The organism is Sinomonas sp., assembly GCF_051955515.1.
Classification (GTDB): Bacteria; Actinomycetota; Actinomycetes; order Actinomycetales; family Micrococcaceae; genus Sinomonas.
Genome location: NZ_JBQCGQ010000228.1, coordinates 1 through 15,493 on the forward strand (window position 1 = coordinate 1; position 15,493 = coordinate 15,493).

At 69.1% G+C, this 15,493-nt stretch carries 15 protein-coding genes; 12 read left to right on the forward strand and 3 right to left on the reverse strand.

The window, feature by feature from the left end; genetic code table 11:
• Together ACTHL9_RS13340 and ACTHL9_RS13345 are read right to left on the reverse strand one after the other, a co-directional pair.
• On the reverse strand, positions 1-270 hold a 270-nt coding region (locus ACTHL9_RS13340), incomplete at its 3' end, for a flavin monoamine oxidase family protein (protein ID WP_440519736.1).
• 168 nt (positions 271-438) lie between these two features.
• Positions 439-1,062, reverse strand: coding sequence for a TetR/AcrR family transcriptional regulator (locus ACTHL9_RS13345; protein WP_440519738.1), 624 nt, complete (start codon positions 1,060-1,062; stop codon positions 439-441).
• Between the two features lie 367 nt (positions 1,063-1,429).
• On the opposite strand from ACTHL9_RS13345, the gene ACTHL9_RS13350 reads away from it, so the two are divergent.
• The 6 genes from ACTHL9_RS13350 (at position 1,430) to ACTHL9_RS13375 (ending at position 8,118) form a co-directional block, all read left to right on the forward strand.
• Positions 1,430-2,440 carry a nitrilase-related carbon-nitrogen hydrolase gene (locus ACTHL9_RS13350; RefSeq protein ID WP_440519740.1) on the forward strand — a complete coding sequence of 337 codons (1,011 nt, stop codon included), beginning with the start codon at positions 1,430-1,432 and terminating at the stop codon, positions 2,438-2,440.
• A 23-nt stretch (positions 2,441-2,463) separates the two neighbouring features.
• Positions 2,464-3,855 (forward strand): APC family permease, encoded by a 1,392-nt coding sequence (locus ACTHL9_RS13355; protein ID WP_440519741.1) that lies wholly within the window; start codon positions 2,464-2,466, stop codon positions 3,853-3,855.
• A complete protein-coding gene (locus tag ACTHL9_RS13360; RefSeq protein WP_440519742.1) occupies positions 3,852-4,886 on the forward strand; it encodes an agmatine deiminase family protein in 1,035 nt (344 codons plus the stop codon). The genes ACTHL9_RS13355 and ACTHL9_RS13360 overlap by 4 nt, the downstream gene beginning before the upstream one ends.
• An 18-nt stretch (positions 4,887-4,904) precedes the next feature.
• Positions 4,905-6,281, forward strand: coding sequence for an APC family permease (locus ACTHL9_RS13365; RefSeq protein ID WP_440519744.1), 1,377 nt, complete (start codon positions 4,905-4,907; stop codon positions 6,279-6,281).
• 91 nt (positions 6,282-6,372) lie between these two features.
• Complete coding sequence (locus ACTHL9_RS13370; RefSeq protein ID WP_440519745.1) at positions 6,373-7,473, forward strand: pyridoxal-phosphate-dependent aminotransferase family protein; 1,101 nt, start codon at positions 6,373-6,375, stop codon at positions 7,471-7,473.
• Between the two features lie 288 nt (positions 7,474-7,761).
• Positions 7,762-8,118, forward strand: a complete 357-nt coding sequence (locus ACTHL9_RS13375; protein WP_138415838.1) for a VOC family protein — start codon at positions 7,762-7,764, stop codon at positions 8,116-8,118.
• 16 nt (positions 8,119-8,134) lie between these two features.
• On the opposite strand, the gene ACTHL9_RS13380 is transcribed toward ACTHL9_RS13375, so the two are convergent.
• Positions 8,135-8,791 (reverse strand): GTP cyclohydrolase II, encoded by a 657-nt coding sequence (locus tag ACTHL9_RS13380; protein WP_440519747.1) that lies wholly within the window; start codon positions 8,789-8,791, stop codon positions 8,135-8,137.
• A 94-nt stretch (positions 8,792-8,885) separates the two neighbouring features.
• Here ACTHL9_RS13380 and ACTHL9_RS13385 point away from each other — a divergent pair, with 94 nt between their 5' ends.
• The 6 genes from ACTHL9_RS13385 (at position 8,886) to ACTHL9_RS13410 (ending at position 15,409) form a co-directional block, all read left to right on the forward strand.
• Positions 8,886-10,421: an FAD-dependent oxidoreductase gene (locus ACTHL9_RS13385; RefSeq protein ID WP_440519749.1), complete on the forward strand. Its 1,536-nt coding sequence runs from the start codon at positions 8,886-8,888 to the stop codon at positions 10,419-10,421.
• 48 nt (positions 10,422-10,469) lie between these two features.
• Entirely contained in the window at positions 10,470-11,738 is a 1,269-nt protein-coding gene (locus ACTHL9_RS13390) for a glutamate-cysteine ligase family protein (RefSeq protein ID WP_440519750.1), read from the forward strand.
• Entirely contained in the window at positions 11,735-13,069 is a 1,335-nt protein-coding gene (gene egtB, locus ACTHL9_RS13395) for an ergothioneine biosynthesis protein EgtB (protein ID WP_440519752.1), read from the forward strand. The genes ACTHL9_RS13390 and egtB overlap by 4 nt, the downstream gene beginning before the upstream one ends.
• Positions 13,069-13,833, forward strand: a complete 765-nt coding sequence (egtC, locus tag ACTHL9_RS13400; protein WP_440519754.1) for an ergothioneine biosynthesis protein EgtC — start codon at positions 13,069-13,071, stop codon at positions 13,831-13,833. Before egtB ends, egtC begins: the two co-directional genes overlap by 1 nt.
• Entirely contained in the window at positions 13,830-14,816 is a 987-nt protein-coding gene (gene egtD / locus ACTHL9_RS13405) for an L-histidine N(alpha)-methyltransferase (RefSeq protein ID WP_440519756.1), read from the forward strand. Before egtC ends, egtD begins: the two co-directional genes overlap by 4 nt.
• 89 nt (positions 14,817-14,905) lie before the next feature.
• The gene (locus ACTHL9_RS13410; RefSeq protein WP_440519758.1) at positions 14,906-15,409 is read left to right on the forward strand and encodes a GNAT family N-acetyltransferase; all 504 of its coding nucleotides are present in this window, start codon (positions 14,906-14,908) and stop codon (positions 15,407-15,409) included.
• Positions 15,410-15,493 lie beyond the last annotated feature (84 nt).

Consider the following 15,493-nt stretch of genomic DNA (forward strand, 5'->3'; position numbering starts at 1 on the left):
GCCCTCGCGGTAGCGCTGGTACGTCTCCTTGCCGAGCTCGTCGATGAGCCCGAGGAGCTCGGTCTGGTCCGGGCTGATCCACTGGCCGCCGATCTCAAGCCACGCGCCGTCAACCGTGTCGCTCCACGTGCGGCCGCCCACGCGGTCGCGCGCCTCGAGGACCACGACTTTCTCGCCCGCCTGAGTGAGCGTGCGCGCCGCCCGGAGTCCCGCGGGTCCCGCTCCGACGACGACGACGTCGGCCTGGAGCTGCCGCTTCTGCTCTGACATGGTGTTCCCTTCGTGAAAGTGGCGTGGGTCTCTAAATGAATATAGTTCATTTAGTGCGGAATGCAACAGGCCGCCTCCCACCCAACCCGTGGCCACCTCCCACCCAACCCGTGGCCACCTCCCGCCCCACGCGCGGCCACCTCCCTACGGACCCGTGGCCAGATCTGGTCAGCTGCGCGTCGCGAGGGTCGCGGCGAGAGTGCCTCGAAGGCCGGCGATGAGGGCATTGAGACCGAGGGCGAAGGCGTCGTCGGCAGCGGAGCGGCCGCGCCCCCTCCTGGCAGCGACCGAATCGGCAAAGGTGGGTGCGAGATCCCGACGATCGCCGACATCGAAGATCCAATCCGGCGCGGAGACATCCATCGCGGAACCGAGGATGAACGATTCGACTGCCACGATCGTGTCAACGATCATGTCCTCCGGCCAGCCTCCGTCACGCAAGCCCTCGGCCACGCGCTCGTACATCGCGAGTGAGTGCGGCGCGCCGGTGATGGGCAACACCGCGATCACGGGAATGAGCGGAGAATGCTTCGCGAACGCCTCCCGGTAGGAATATGCCCATCGGCCTATGGCGATATCCCACGGGTCCCGCCCGAATCCGGAGGTGTCGATCGTTTCGTTGACGTCGTCCTGAACCCAGTTGAGGACCTGATCCTTCGATGCCACATGGTTGTAGAGGGCGGACGGCGCCGTCTTGAGCTCCCTCGCGAGAGCTGCCATGGTCAACCCGTCGTAGCCCGCGCGCGCGATGACGGCGAGGGCCGCCGTCGTAATCTTTGCCCGGGAAAGCACGGGCCGCGATGGTCGCCCGCGCCTTCGTGGCGCGGGGGAACCGCCAGCCGGGCTGGCGCTTGGCAGGGGGGACTCCATTCCACGGAGTCTAGGGGACTGGATTCACCGACGAGACGTGGCCACGGGCCGCGCGAGAGGTGGCCACGGGCCGCGCGAGAGGTGGCCAGGCGTCGGGTGGAAGGTGGCCAGGCGTCGGGTGGGAGGTGGCCACGGGCCGCGCGAGAGGTGGCCAGGCGTCGGGTGGGAGGTGGCCAGAGGTTCGAGGACTCCTCTTGACCGTGGCCTGCGTCACTGCTCTAATAAACGAACGTCATTCATTTACGGGCCGCATCCGAGCCCGTCCTCAATCCCCACCAGAAGGACCCCCATGCACGAGATCCTTGCCCTGCAGCCCCCGGTGTCGTGGGCCCGCACGAGCGAAGAAGAGCCAGCACGCGAACCGCTTCGCGTCGCCCTCGTCCAGCACCGCTGGCACGAGGATCCGGCGGAGACCGAGGACGAACTCGAGGAGGGCATCCGCCGGGCGGCAGCCCGAGGCGCGAAGGTCGTCTTCCTCCCCGAGCTCACGCTCTCGCGCTACCCCGCCGACACGCTCCCCGAGTACACGCCCAGCAGCATCGCCGAGGACCTTGAGACCGGCCCGACCCTCGCCTTCGCCCGCCACGCCGCGCGGGAGCACAGCATCTGTGTCCACGCGAGCCTCTACCGCAAGGGCGAGGCGGGCGACGACCGCGGCTTCAACACCGCGATCCTCGTATCCCCGGACGGCACGCTCTTAGCCGCGACGGACAAGCTCCACATCCCCGTCACCGAGGGCTACTACGAAGACAAGTTCTTCCATCAGGGCCCCCAGCCTGGGCAGCCGCAGGCCGACAACCACGGCTACCCGGTCCACGCCCCGACCGAGCTCGACGGTGCAAGGATCGGCCTGCCGACCTGCTGGGACGAATGGTTCCCGGAGCTCGCCCGCGTCTACTCGCTCAACGGCGCCGAGATCCTCGCCTACCCGACCGCCATCGGTTCCGAGCCCGGCCACCCCGACTTCGACACCGAGCCGCTCTGGCGCCAGGTGATCGTGGGCAACGGCATCGCGAATGGCCTGTTCATGGTCGTCCCGAACCGATGGGGCAGCGAGGGGCTCGTGACGTTCTACGGCTCGTCCTTCATCTCAGACCCCTACGGCCGCATCCTGGCCCGCGCGCCCAGGGAGGGCTCCGCCGTCGTCATCGCGGACCTCGATCTGGACCAGCGACGCGACTGGCTCACCCTCTTCCCCTTCCTCACCACCCGTCGCCCGGAAACCTACGCCGCTCTGACCGCTCCCGTCGATCCGGCCGCGCCGTTCGGCACACTCGACGCTTCCCTCGCTCACCGCTGAGCCAGCGACTCCAAGGACCCCCCATGATCCCGCTCTCTCCCCGCCAGAATGTGGCGCGACCCCCCACCGCATCGGGGCACGCACCCGAGAAGGGCCTGAAGCGCGTCCTCGGCGTTCCGTCGCTCGTGCTGCTGGGCCTCGTCTACATGGTGCCGCTCACGATCTTCAGCACCTACGGCATCGTCGTCGAGCTGACCAACGGCCGGCTCACCGACGCGTACGCGGTCACGCTCGTCGTCATGCTTTTCACCGCGCGCTCCTACGGCCGGATGGCGCGCGTCTTCCCGGCCGCAGGCTCGGCCTACACCTACGGCGCCAGATCGTTCGGCGCAGGCCTCGGCTTCCTCACCGGGTGGTCGCTCATGCTCGACTACCTCCTGCTGCCGATGATCAACTATCTGCTGATCGGCATCTACCTCAACGCTGCTTTTCCGGCTATTCCGGCATGGGTCTTCATTGTCGCCTCGATCGCTGTGGTCACGCTGCTGAATATCCTCGGAATTACCACCGTGGCCAGGGCGAATATCGCGGTCGTCGGGCTTCAGGGCATTTTCATCGTGCTCTTCGTCGCCTTCGCGGCCACGTCGCTTTCCGGCGGCCCCTCGGTTGACTTCCTCGCGCCTTTCGCTGGCGTGGGCAAGGATCTGGGAATTTCGCCGATCTTCGCCGGTTCCGCGATTCTCTGCCTCTCCTATCTGGGCTTCGACGCCGTTTCCACGTTCGCCGAAGAGGCCAAGGATCCGCGCCGCACGATTCCCCGCGCCATCATGCTCACCACCCTCGTGGCCGGGCTGCTCTTCCTCGGCCTCGCGTACGTGAGCCAGCTGGTGCTGCCCGTGGCGACGTTCGAGAACGTCGATTCGGCGGCCCTCGAAGTGGTGGGCCGCGTGGGCGGCGACCTGTTCGTTGCCCTGTTCATCGCCGGCTACATCGCCGGAAGCCTCGGCTCGGCGCTGACCTCGCAGGCTTCGGTTTCGCGCATCATCTTCTCCATGGGACGCGACGGCGTCCTCCCGACGCGCGTCTTCGGCAGGCTTCACGCGCGCCTCGGGACGCCGGTGATCCCCATCCTCCTGACCTCGGCCGTCTCGCTTCTCGCTCTGGTGCTCGATCTCGCAACCGTCTCATCGCTGATCAGCTTCGGCGCGCTCGTGGCGTTCTCCGTGGTGAACCTCTCGGTCATCAAGCACTTCTTCATCGACCGCAAGGAGCGCGGGGCCGCGGCCACCCTGAACAGTCTCATCCTGCCGGGCGTGGGCTTCGCGCTCACGCTGTGGCTCTGGACCAGTCTCACGGGCCAGGCCCTCATCCTCGGTGTCTCGTGGGCCGCCGTCGGCCTCGCGTACCTCGCCGTCCTCACCCGCGGCTTCCGCCGCCCCACCCCCCAACTCGACTTGGAAGGAGCAGGCGCATGACCTGGCGCATGCCCGCTGAGACCGACGCTCACGAGCGCCTCTGGATGGCCTGGCCCTCCGGCGGCTACACCCTCGGGGCGACCGACGCGGACGCCCACGAGGCCCGCTCGGCCTGGGCCGCCGTCGCCCATGCGGCGCTCCGCTACGAGCCGGTGACCCTGGTGGTCCGCCCGGAGGATCGCGCGATTGCAAAGGCGTACCTCGACCGGCGGATCGGGGTTGTCGAGGCAGAGCTCGACGACGCTTGGATGCGCGACATCGGCCCGAGCTTCCTGACGGACGACGACGGGCGGCTGGGGGCGGTCGACTGGGTCTTCAACGGCTGGGGGCAGCAGAGCTGGGCCTCGTGGGAGCACGACTCGAAGATCGGCCGGACGGTCGCGGACGCGGCAGGCGCCCAGCTCGTCAGCAGCGCCCTCGTCAACGAGGGCGGCGGGTTCCAGACCGACGGCCTCGGCACTGTGCTCCTCACCGAGACCGTCCAGCTCGACCCCTTCCGCAATCCAGGCCTCACGAGGGCCGAAGTGGAGGCCGAGTTCGCCCGGACCATCGGGGCACGCCACGCCGTGTGGCTCCCGCGAGGGCTCACGCGGGACTCGAAGGAGTTCGGCACGCGCGGCCACGTGGATCTCGTCGCAGCGATCCCGTCGCCGGGCACCCTTCTGGTCCACGTCCAATACAACCCCGAGCACCCCGACTACGAGGTGAGCGGCGAGCTGCTGGAAATCCTGCGCAGCTCCCGCACAGCGGACGGCACGCCGTGGGACATCATCGAAGTTCCCGCACCGCAGCAGCTCCATGACGGCGAGGACTGGGTGGACTGGAGCTACATCAACCACGTAGCCCTCAACGGCGGCCTCGTGGCCTGTTCGTTCAACGACCCGCATGACGAGAAGGCGCTCCGCATCCTCGCCGACGCCTACCGGGGACGGCACGTCACCGCCGTCGACGCCCGCCCGCTCTACGCCCGCGGAGGCGGGATCCACTGCATCACTCAGCAGCAGCCAAAGGCTGGCCCCGCGCGGGCCTGACGAAAGAGAATCTTTCCAATGCCTCAGAATCACACTGTGCTCAAACGATCGCTCGGCCTCTGGGCGATCGTCGGCCTCGGCCTGGGCTACATGACCCCGACCACCGTCTTCGACACGTTCGGCATTGTCTCCGGCGAGACGAATGGCGTCGTCCCCTTGGCGTATCTGGTGGCGCTTGTGGCGATGGTCTTCACCGCCATCAGCTACGGCCGCATGACGCGCATCTACCCGTCCGCGGGCTCCGCCTACACCTATACGTCGCAGACCATCCACCCGAACATCGGCTTCCTGGTCGGCTGGACGTCACTCCTCGATTACCTTCTGCTTCCCCTTGTCAATGCGCTCCTCATTCGGATCTACATGGAGTCGTTCTTCCCGGACGTTCCTGCCTGGATCTGGGTGGTGGGTTACGTTCTCGCAATCACGGCGCTGAACCTGTGGAGCATGAATTCGACGTCGAAGATCAATGGAATCCTTGTGGTCTTCGAAGTGGTCCTCATCGGCGTTTTCATCGTGCTCGCCTGGAATGCCCTCACCCACGGTGACGGGAACGGCTCCGCTTTCACCACGACCCCGCTCTTCCACGATGGCGTGGACGCTTCAGCGGTCATCAGCGGTGCGACCGTGGTCTGCTTCTCCTTCATCGGGTTCGACGCGATCACCATGTACACGGAAGAGGCCAAGGATACGAACACCGTGCCGAAGGCCATTGTCCTGGCCCTCGTCATCGGCGGCGCGATCTTCTTCGCCGCCGCGTGGTTCGGCCAGTCGGTCTTCCCGACCCTCGACGGTTTCCAGAACACGGACGACACCCTCCCCGAAATGGCGCTCAAGGTCGGCGGGGAATTCTTCAAGATCCTCTTCACCTCGGCAGCATTTGCGGCAACGGTCGCCTCGAGCCTGTCGTCGCACGCCTCGGTGTCCCGCATGATCTACGTCATGGGTCGCAACGGCACCGGGCCCGTCTCGCGTTTCTTCTCGTTTGTGCACCCGAAGTATCGGACGCCGTCATTCGCCGTGGTGTTCGTCGGTGCCGTCTCGATGCTCGCCATCCCGTTCACGCTCGAATTCATTTCCTCGATGATCAATTTCGGGGCACTCATTGCCTTCACGTTCGTGAATCTCACGGTGGTCATCCTGTTCGTGTTCCGGCGCAAGGAATTCCGCACTCCGAGGCAGATCTTCACGAACATCGCGCTTCCGGTGGTGGGCATGGCGTTCACCGGCATTCTCTGGGCGAACCTCAACATCGACGCCCTGACGTATGGCGTGATCTGGCTGGGCATCGGCATCGTGTGCCTGCTCGTCATGACCCGCGGCTTCCGCCGCAAGATCAACGTCAGCATGCGGGAGGAGGACGCCGTCGAGTTCGACGGCGAAACGCTCCCCGCCTGAGCTGCTCACCTCTCCAGCGAACGACGGCGGCACTCCCCGTCTACTTGGAGGGGGACTGCCGCCGTCGGCCGCGCTTATGGGAAAGTGAAGCATGCCTGAGATCCTGCCGTTCCGCTACCTCTTCGGCCCGGGGCCGGGCAACGCGTATCCCGAGGTCATGGCAGCACTGTCCAACCCCGTGATCGGGCACCTCGACCCTGCGTTCATCGATCGGCTGGATAGAGTCTCCGAGGGACTCCGCCGAGTGTGGGGCACGCGGAATCCGCGCACGTGGCCGGTCAGCGCGACGGGATCGGGCGGCATGGAGGCAGCCTTCCTGAACATGGTGTCCGACGGCGACGTCGCGGTCATCGCCGTCAACGGTCTCTTCGGCGAGCGCATGTGCGAGGTCGCCCGGCGCTGCGGGGCCGAGGTAGTTCGGGTGGATCACGAGTGGGGTCAGCCGGTTGACGTCGAACGCGTCCTCGGCGCCCATCCACATCCCAAGGTCATCGCGGCCGTCCACGCGGAGACCTCGACGGGCGTCCGCTCCGATATCGCCGCGCTCGGTGCAGGCAAAGGCGATGCCCTCCTGCTCGTCGACGCCGTGACCTCGATCGGAGGGCTCGAGCTCCGCGCCGACGACTGGGGAATCGACATCGGCTACGCCGGAACGCAGAAGTGCCTGGGCGTGCCGCCCGGCCTCTCGCCTTTCACGGTCTCTGAGCAGGCGTTCGAGCGGCGTGTCAAGGATCCGCGGTCGTGGTACTTCGACATCGGGCTCCTGGGCGGCTACGTCGGCGCCGCCGAGGGTCACAACCGCACGTACCACCACACCGCGCCGGTCACGATGATCGCTGGGCTCGAGGCTGGCCTGGACCGCATCCTCGCTGAAGGTCTCGACGCCGTCTGGGCTCGGCATGAGGCCGCAGGCGCCGCACTTCGCGATGGGCTCGAGGCCATGGGCCTCGAGCTCTTCGCCGCCGACGGTCACCGGCTCCCGAGCCTCACCACCGTCAACGTGCCCGACGGCGTCAACTCCGCCCGCGTGCGGCAGCACCTCCTCGAGCGGTACAGCATCGAAATCGGGGCGGGCGTCCGGGCGTATCGCGACAAGATCTGGCGGATCGGCCTCATGGGTCCCAACGCGAGTCCGGCCTCTGTGACGCTTGTCCTCGGGGCGCTCGAGGCGACCCTCGCCGCCGTCGGCTGATCCCCTCGCGCCCCCTCTCCCGTTGCGCCGTCAGATCCGCAGGGTCTCTCCGTCGCATCGCCGCAGGATTCTCACCAGCTTTCGGCGCCCGAATCGGGCTGCCAACGGCGTGTCGGTGCCGACACGCCGACGGCCAGTCTGAATGAAGGTGGAAAGCCCCCGTCGTCACCCACGAACCCTGCAAAGGTGACGGCGCAACGGGAAGCGCCGGCCCCGTCGGCGGGAAGCGCAGACGAAGGCGAGAAAGCGGACCTATCCTGTCCGCAGCCGGGGGCTAGATTGTGGGCCATGGCTATCGCACGTTTTCCCAGTGTCGTCATCGACTGCCCCGACCCGCAGCAACTCGCGGACTTCTACGGCGCCTTGCTCGATTGGAAGGCCGAGCCGTCCGAGGATTGGATCGACCTTCGCGCCGACTATGGGCAGGTCATCTCGTTCCAGAAGGTCGAGGACTACAACCCGCCCCGTTGGCCGAGCCAGGACGTGCCCCAGCAGATGCACCTCGATGTGTCGGTCGACGACCTCGACGAAGCCGAGGCCGCAGTCCTGTCACTCGGCGCAACGAAGGCGGACCACCAGCCGGGGGAGACGTTCCGCGTCTTCCTCGACCCGGCGGGCCACCCGTTCTGCCTCTGCCGCGACTAGCCCCTCAGCCTAGCCTCTAGGCGAAGTCGAGGGTGTGCGCGGTGTGGTCGCGCTTCGCGGCCAGATAGCGGGCGTTCGCGGAGGACAAATGCACCGCGGTGGGCACCTGCTCTGTGACCGTGATGCCATAGGCCTCGAGCTGCACAGCCTTGTCGGGATTGTTGCTCAACAGCCTGATCGTGCTCACGCCGAGGGCGCGCAGCATCTGGGCCGCCACGAGGTAGTCGCGCTCGTCCTCGCCGCGACCGAGCGCGACATTAGCGGCATAGGTATCGAGGCCGTTGTCCTGCAGCGCGTAGGCGTCGAGCTTCGCGTAGAGGCCGATTCCGCGTCCCTCCTGGCGCAGGTACAGCAGGAACCCGCCGGCCTTCGAGATCCGCTCGACTGCCTCCCGCAGCTGGGGACCGCAGTCGCAGCGTTCGGAGCCGAGGACATCGCCGGTGAGGCACTCGCTGTGGGCGCGGACGAGGGGCGCTTCGAAGCCTTCGCGGGCGCGGTCGAGGCTTTCCTGCCAGTCGCCGAGGCCGAGGAGGAGGTGCTCCTTGCGATCGGCCAGATCGCGGAACGTGAACACGTCGGCGGTGGCCGTGAAGCCGTCGGCGAAGCGGAGCGGGACCTGAACCCGCGTCCGGACCTGCGCTTCCAGCGGCTGGGGCGACGAGTCGTCTGGCATGCGGGGCTCCTTTGCGCTGGATGCGGGAACACTGGTTTCCCTCGGCGATCCTCTCTAAAATAACGTATCACGGTTTTGGAGTTCGGAGGCAGCCATGTCGCACACCGCTCAGCCCGAATCACTCTGGCTCGCCACCTCGCCGGCGACCAGCTACCCGGGCCTCACCCACGATGTCGAGGTGGATGTCGCCGTCGTCGGCGCGGGCGTCGCCGGCCTCACCGCCGCACTGGAACTCAAGCGCCGGGGGTTGAAAGTAGCGGTCCTTGAGGGCGCCCGCGTCGCCACTGGCGTCACGGGCAACACGACCGGGAAGGTCACCTCGCTGCACCGCCTCGCCTATTCCCAGCTGGCGGAGGAGCACGGCCGGGCGAAAGCCCGCGCCTACGGCCAAGCGAATCAAGCCGCAATCGGACACATCGCCCGAACGGTGGCCGCCGAAGGGATCGAGTGCGGCTTCCGGCGCGTCGCGAACTACACCTACGCCGAGACCGACGGCGCCCTGGCCAAGGTCCGCGCCGAGGCCGACCTCACGGCATCACTCGGCCTCCCCGCGAGCTTCACCTCAGACGTCCCGCTCCCCTTTGCGGTCAAGGGCGCCGTCCGCTTCGACGACCAGGCGCAGATCCACGCGGTGAACTACCTCCAGGGGCTCGCGCGAGCGGTCGACGGCGAGGGCAGCTTCGTTATCGAGGGCACCCGGGCGCGGAGCATCAAGGATGGCTCGCCGGCCGAGGTCACGGTCGGCGACGGCCCCAACCGCACGACGGTCCGAGCCCGTGACGTCATCGTCGCGACGAACGTCCCCCTCGACGACGGCGGACACTTCGCCGAGCGCCTGTACCTGCACCGCTCGTATATCGTCGCGAGCCCGGTCCCCGAGTTCCCGCGCGGCGCCACGTTCATCAGCGTCGACGAGCCCATGCGCTCTCTGCTCGCGGTGAGCCTGGGCGGCACGGACTACGTCCTGGTGGGCGGCGAAGGGCACCGAGTTCCGGGCGGCGGGGATTCCTCCGCGCGCTTCGATCACCTCGCGGCCTACGCGCAGGAGCGTCTCGGCGCGGAGGAGCCGGCGTACCGCTGGTCGACCCAGGACGCCATGCCGGTCGACGGACTGCCCTTCGCCGGGCCGATGCGGCCGGACTCCCGGCACGTCTACACGATCACGGGGCTGCGGAAGTGGGGGCTCACGAACGGCACCGCAGGGGCGCTCGTCGTCGCCGATCTGATCACCGGAGGCGACAACCCGTGGATCGAGCTGTTCAACACCAACCGTGAGGTGACAGCGAAAGCCGCGGCGCCGTCATCGGACGCGCCGGCGCCCGCCCCGACCGCCGAAACGGAGGACCGCGAGCCCGCCAACACCCTTGGGCCGGCCCAAGGGACGGTCATCGAGATCGGGGGCGAGCCCACGGCCGTCTACAAGGACGACGACGGCTCGCTCCGCGCGCTCACGGCCGTCTGCACGCACCTCGGCTGCACCGTCGAGTTCAATGGCCAAGCCCGCACCTGGGACTGCCCGTGTCACGGATCGAGGTTCGCCCTGGACGGCAGAGTGATCCACGGACCGGCCGAGAAGGACCTAGCGCCGAGGGAGATTTCTGTTCAGCCCACGTCAAACCCGCTCTGGTAGCATCGGCGGACATCGGGCGGTCCGCACCGCCGGTCAAGGAGCATGCGCATGAGCCTGCACGTTGGTCCGGGCCTTCTCACGGAGGCAGAGCCGGTCTCGGAGGAGGACGCCGAGGCCTACGTTGCCTCTGTCTGCTTCAAGACGGGGCCACCGAACGCGGTCGGCGTCGAAGTCGAGCGCATCGTCCATCGGCGCGAAGACCCCACCGCTCCCGTCACCGTCCCCGAGCTCCACCGTGTGCTGGCCCCTCTGGGGGACCGCCTTCCGGGCGGCGGAATCCTCACCCTTGAACCCGGCGGCCAAGTCGAGATCAGCAGCGCCTGCGCGCCCCATCTCGGCGAGCTCCTCCCCCGCGCCCGAGGCGACCTCGCCGCCGTCGACCGCCTCCTCGACGCTGCTGGCCTGGCCAGCAGCCCCGTGGCCCTCGACGCGCACCGCCCGCCGCGACGTACCCTCGACCATCCGCGCTACGCGGCGATGCAGCGGCACTTCGACGCCGCCGGCGAGGCGGGTCGGACCATGATGTGCTCTACGGCCTCCCTCCAAGTCTGCCTACAATCCGGCGCGAGCGAGCGCGAGGCCCGCGAGCGCTGGGAGCGCGCGCACCGCCTCCTGCCCGTCCTGGTCGCGATGTTCGCGAACTCGCCTTTCGAATACAGCCGGCGCGCTCCCCGGAAGAGCAGGTGGAAGAGCACCCGGCAACGCGTGTGGTCGGCGATCGAGCCCGAGCGCACCCAGGCGGTCCCCCACCGCGTTCCCGGGGTCGCACCGGCCGAAGCCTGGGCCCGCTACGCCCTCGACGCCCCCGTTCTGTGCATCCCCACCGACGCCGGCCCCTGGGACGCGCCCGCCGGACTCACCCTGCGCGGCTGGCTCCGCTCCCGCTCGCCGCGGCCGGCGACCCTGGACGACGTCGACTATCACCTGACCACGCTTTTCCCGCCTATCCGCCCCCGCGGCTTCCTGGAGCTGCGCGCTCTCGACGCGCAGGCGGGCGACGAGTGGGAGGCCGCCGCCGTCATCACTGCCGCCCTCATGGACGACGACGGCGCAGCCGCCGCAGCGGACCACGCCTGCGAGCGCTTCTCCTCCTCTCCGGCAACGATCGACGGCGCAGCCCGCCGCGGGCTCGAGGATCCGCATCTCGCCCGTGCGGCCTCCCACTGCGCCGGGGCAGCGCTCGCCGCACTGCCGCGGCTCGGCCTCGAGGATGCGGCAAGGCGCCGCGTCGAGCGGTTCGTCGAGGCCTACCCCCTCAGCCGCCGCTGCCCGGCGGACGACAGGAACTTTCACCGTCTCCCCGAGGACACCCCATGAGCCCCGACCCGCTGCCCATCGAGCAGCTCCGCTCGGCGCTCGCGCACCGTTTCGAGCGCTCGCGGCACCGCACGCTCGCCCTGACCTCCTGCGACGACCGCGAGCTCATGGCCCAGCACTCGCCCCTCATGTCCCCGCTCGTGTGGGACCTCGCGCATGTGGGGAGCCAGGAGGAGATCTGGCTCGTGCGGGACGTGGGCCAGCGGGTCCCGCTGCGCTGCGATCTCGACGAACTGTACGACGCGTTCCAGCACCCCCGCGCCGAGCGGCCCACCCTGCCGCTGCTCGGCCCGGACGAGGCGCGGAAGTACATCGCCGAGGTGCGGGACAAGGCGCTCGACGTCCTCGAGAAGTCGCCCCTCGAGGGTTCGGCCCTGATCGACCAGGGCTTCGCGTTCGCCATGATCATCCAGCACGAGCAACAGCACTCCGAGACCATGCTCGCGACCCATCAGCTGCGCAAGGGCGAGCCGGTCCTGTTTCCGGAGCCGCTGCCCGCCGGAGTCGTCGGAACCCGCCGGGGGCTGCCCTCGGAGGTCTTCGTCCCGGGCGGCGAGTACGCGATGGGCACGTCGATCGAGCCGTGGGCCCTCGACAACGAACGGCCGTCGCATACCGTCGACGTCGGGCCGTTCTGGATCGACACCGTGCCCGTGGCGAACGCAGACTTCGCGGGCTTCATCGACGCCGGCGGGTACGACGACCCGCGCTGGTGGAGCGCCGAGGGGTGGGCGTACCGGCAGAAGGCGGGCCTCGAGTCGCCGCTCTTCTGGATCCGCGACGGCGGCGGCTGGCTCCGGCGCCGGTTCGGCGTCGTCGAGCCGGTGCCCGCGGACGAGCCGGTGCAGCACGTGTGCTGGTACGAGGCGGACGCCTTCGCACGGTGGGCAGGGCGCCGCTTGCCGACCGAGGCCGAGTGGGAGAAGGCGGCCCGCTTCGACCCCGCCACCGGAAGGTCACGCCGCTACCCGTGGGGCGACGACGACCCCACCCCCGCCCGCGCCAACCTCGGCGGCGGCGCGCTCCGCCCTGCGCCGGCTGGCTCGTACCCCGAGGGAGCCTCGGCGCTCGGCGTCCGACAGCTCATCGGCGACGTGTGGGAGTGGACCTCGAGCGACTTCCAGCCCTACCCCGGCTTCCGCGCGTTCCCCTACCGGGAGTACAGCGAGGTCTTCTACGGCACCGACTACAAGGTGCTCCGGGGCGGCTCGTGGGCCGCGGACCAGATCGCCTGCCGCGGCACGTTCCGCAACTGGGACTATCCCGTCCGCCGCCAGATCTTCGCCGGGTTCCGCACCGCCCGGGATGCGACGACGGCTGAGGTCGCCTGATGTGCCGCCACCTCGCCTACCTCGGCGAGAGGGCCACCCTCGCGTCGGTGGTCGTGGAGCCCGAGCACAGCCTCTTCCAGCAGGCATGGGCGCCGCGGCTTCAACGCTACGGGACCGTCAACGCGGACGGCTTCGGCGTCGGCTGGTACGCGGACGACGACGAGCTGCCCGCCCGCTATCGGCGCGCCGTTCCGATGTGGGCCGACAGCTCGTTCGCCGACGTCGCGCGGGTCACTAGGACCCGCTGCCTCCTCGCCGCCGTGCGCTCGGCGACGCCGGGCATGACGGGTGACGAGTCTGCGGCCGCACCGTTCTCCTCCGGCCGGTGGCTGTTCAGCCACAATGGCGCCGTCTCAGGGTGGCCGGAAAGCCTCGCCCACCTCGCCGCGACGCTTCCACCGGAACGGCTCCTGGCGCGCGAGTCCACGGTCGACTCGGCTCTGCTCTGGGCACTCGCCCTGGCCCGCCTCGACGGAGGCGAGGATCCCGCGGAGGCGCTCTCCGCCGTCGTCCTCGACGCCTCCGCCGCCGCACCCGGCCGCTACAACTTCCTCCTCACCGACGGAGACCGAATCTGGGCCACCGCCTACGGCGACACGCTGTTCTGGCGGTCTGGCGAACACGGCACCGTGGTGGCGAGCGAGCCGTACGATGAGCGTCCCGAGTGGAGGGAGGCGCCGGACCGGAGCGTGCTCATCGCGAGCCGCGACGGCGTCGACGTCGAACCCCTTCGCCCCGCCCGGAAGGAGACCGCAGCACCGTGAGCACCGCGTTCACCCCCGCCGACATCACCCATTACCTCCCGCCGGACTTCCTCGCGAAGAGCCTGCGCCACGACGTCCTCGCCGGGCTCCAGTCCACGCCGAAGACCCTCCCGCCCAAGTGGTTCTACGACCAGCGCGGCAGCGGCCTCTTCGAGCAGATCACCGAGCTCCCCGAGTACTACCCCACCCGGGCCGAGCGCGAGGCGCTCGAGCTCCACGCGGCGGAGATCGCGGCCGCGGGTCCCGCCGAGACGCTCATGGAACTCGGGTCCGGCTCGTCCCGGAAGACCCCGCTCCTCCTCGACGCCCTCGCCGAAGCCGGGCCGCTGCGGCGATACGTCGCCGTCGACGTCAGCGACAGCGCACTCATCTCCGCCCGCGAGGGCCTCGCGGCGCTCTACCCTGAGCTCGACCTTCAGGCCGTCGCTGCCGACTTCGAGCACCAGCTGCACCTCCTCCCGCACGAGGGCCGCCGGATGGTCGCGTTCCTCGGCGGGACGATCGGCAACTTCGAGCCGGACGCCCGGATCGCCTTCCTTCGCGAGCTCCGGACCTTCCTCGGCCCCGGCGAGGGGACGTTCCTTGTGGGCACCGATCTCGTCAAGTCACCGTCCGCCCTCGTCCCCGCGTACGACGACGGCCAAGGCGTCACCGCCGACTTCAACCGGAACGTCCTGCGCGTGCTCAACGCCGAGCTCGGGGCGGACTTCGACGTCGACGCGTTCGAGCATATCGCTGTGTGGAACGAGCGCGAGGAGTGGATCGAAATGCGGCTGCGCGCCACGCGCGCGATGCACGTGCGGCTGCCCGCCGTCGACCTCGAGATCGACTTCGCCCCCGGCGAGGACCTGCGAACCGAGATCTCCGCAAAGTTCCGGCGCGAAGGCTTCGGCGAGGAGCTCGGCGAGGCGGGGTTCGCCGTCGTCGGCCAGTGGACGGATGCCGCGGGGAGATTCGCGCTCACGCTCGCGGAGCCGCGGTAGGCGTTCCCTGAAACTCACACACCCGTAACTGGGCGGAAACGGCAGGCGCCTACCGTTTGAAGGCATACCCTTTCGAGCAAGGAGGCGGCATGCAGACCCATCCGAAGCTGACCATCCGGCGGACGTCCTGGGCGAACCCCGTGGGCCGTGACCTCCGCGCAGCCCAGCAGGCCGAGCTCGACGCCCGCTTCGGACGCGGCGACCACGAGGCCGGCGAACCGCCCAGTGCGACCGACATCGCCGTGTTCCTCATCGCCTACGAGCGCGCGACCGGCCAGCCCCTCGGCTGCGGCGGCCTCCGCTGGGTCGACCGGACGACGGCGGAGGTCAAGCGCGTCTACGTCCTCCCCTATGCGCGGGGGGCGGGAGTCGCGAGCTCGATCCTGCTCGCGCTCGAGGCCGAGGCGCACGAGGCCGGGATCACGCTCATCATGGCCGAGGCCGGGTCGGCCCAGCCCGACGGGAAGATGTTCTACGAGGCCGCCGGGTATCGGCCGGTCCCGAACTTCGGGCCGTATCAGGAGGTCGAGGACTCGGTCTGCTACGCGAAGCCCATCATGGCGCCGGTGAGGGTCCACGCGATCGCGGGGTGAGGTGTACCCGCGGAGCGCATCCCCGGGTGCACCCTTCCCGTTGCTCCGTCACGTCCGCAGGGTCCACGACGGGCCGAGACGCAA

Bases quoted from the DNA above. Each gene is read 5' to 3' on its own strand.
- ACTHL9_RS13350 (WP_440519740.1), top strand. From the start codon at position 1,430: ATGCACGAGATCCTTGCCCTGCAGCCCCCGGTGTCGTGGGCCCGCACG.
- ACTHL9_RS13355 (WP_440519741.1), top strand. From the start codon at position 2,464: ATGATCCCGCTCTCTCCCCGCCAGAATGTGGCGCGACCCCCCACCGCA.
- ACTHL9_RS13360 (WP_440519742.1), top strand. From the start codon at position 3,852: ATGACCTGGCGCATGCCCGCTGAGACCGACGCTCACGAGCGCCTCTGG.
- ACTHL9_RS13365 (WP_440519744.1), top strand. From the start codon at position 4,905: ATGCCTCAGAATCACACTGTGCTCAAACGATCGCTCGGCCTCTGGGCG.
- ACTHL9_RS13370 (WP_440519745.1), top strand. From the start codon at position 6,373: ATGCCTGAGATCCTGCCGTTCCGCTACCTCTTCGGCCCGGGGCCGGGC.
- ACTHL9_RS13375 (WP_138415838.1), top strand. From the start codon at position 7,762: ATGGCTATCGCACGTTTTCCCAGTGTCGTCATCGACTGCCCCGACCCG.
- ACTHL9_RS13380 (WP_440519747.1), bottom strand. From the start codon at position 8,791: ATGCCAGACGACTCGTCGCCCCAGCCGCTGGAAGCGCAGGTCCGGACG.
- ACTHL9_RS13385 (WP_440519749.1), top strand. From the start codon at position 8,886: ATGTCGCACACCGCTCAGCCCGAATCACTCTGGCTCGCCACCTCGCCG.
- ACTHL9_RS13390 (WP_440519750.1), top strand. From the start codon at position 10,470: ATGAGCCTGCACGTTGGTCCGGGCCTTCTCACGGAGGCAGAGCCGGTC.
- egtB (WP_440519752.1), top strand. From the start codon at position 11,735: ATGAGCCCCGACCCGCTGCCCATCGAGCAGCTCCGCTCGGCGCTCGCG.
- egtC (WP_440519754.1), top strand. From the start codon at position 13,069: ATGTGCCGCCACCTCGCCTACCTCGGCGAGAGGGCCACCCTCGCGTCG.
- ACTHL9_RS13410 (WP_440519758.1), top strand. From the start codon at position 14,906: ATGCAGACCCATCCGAAGCTGACCATCCGGCGGACGTCCTGGGCGAAC.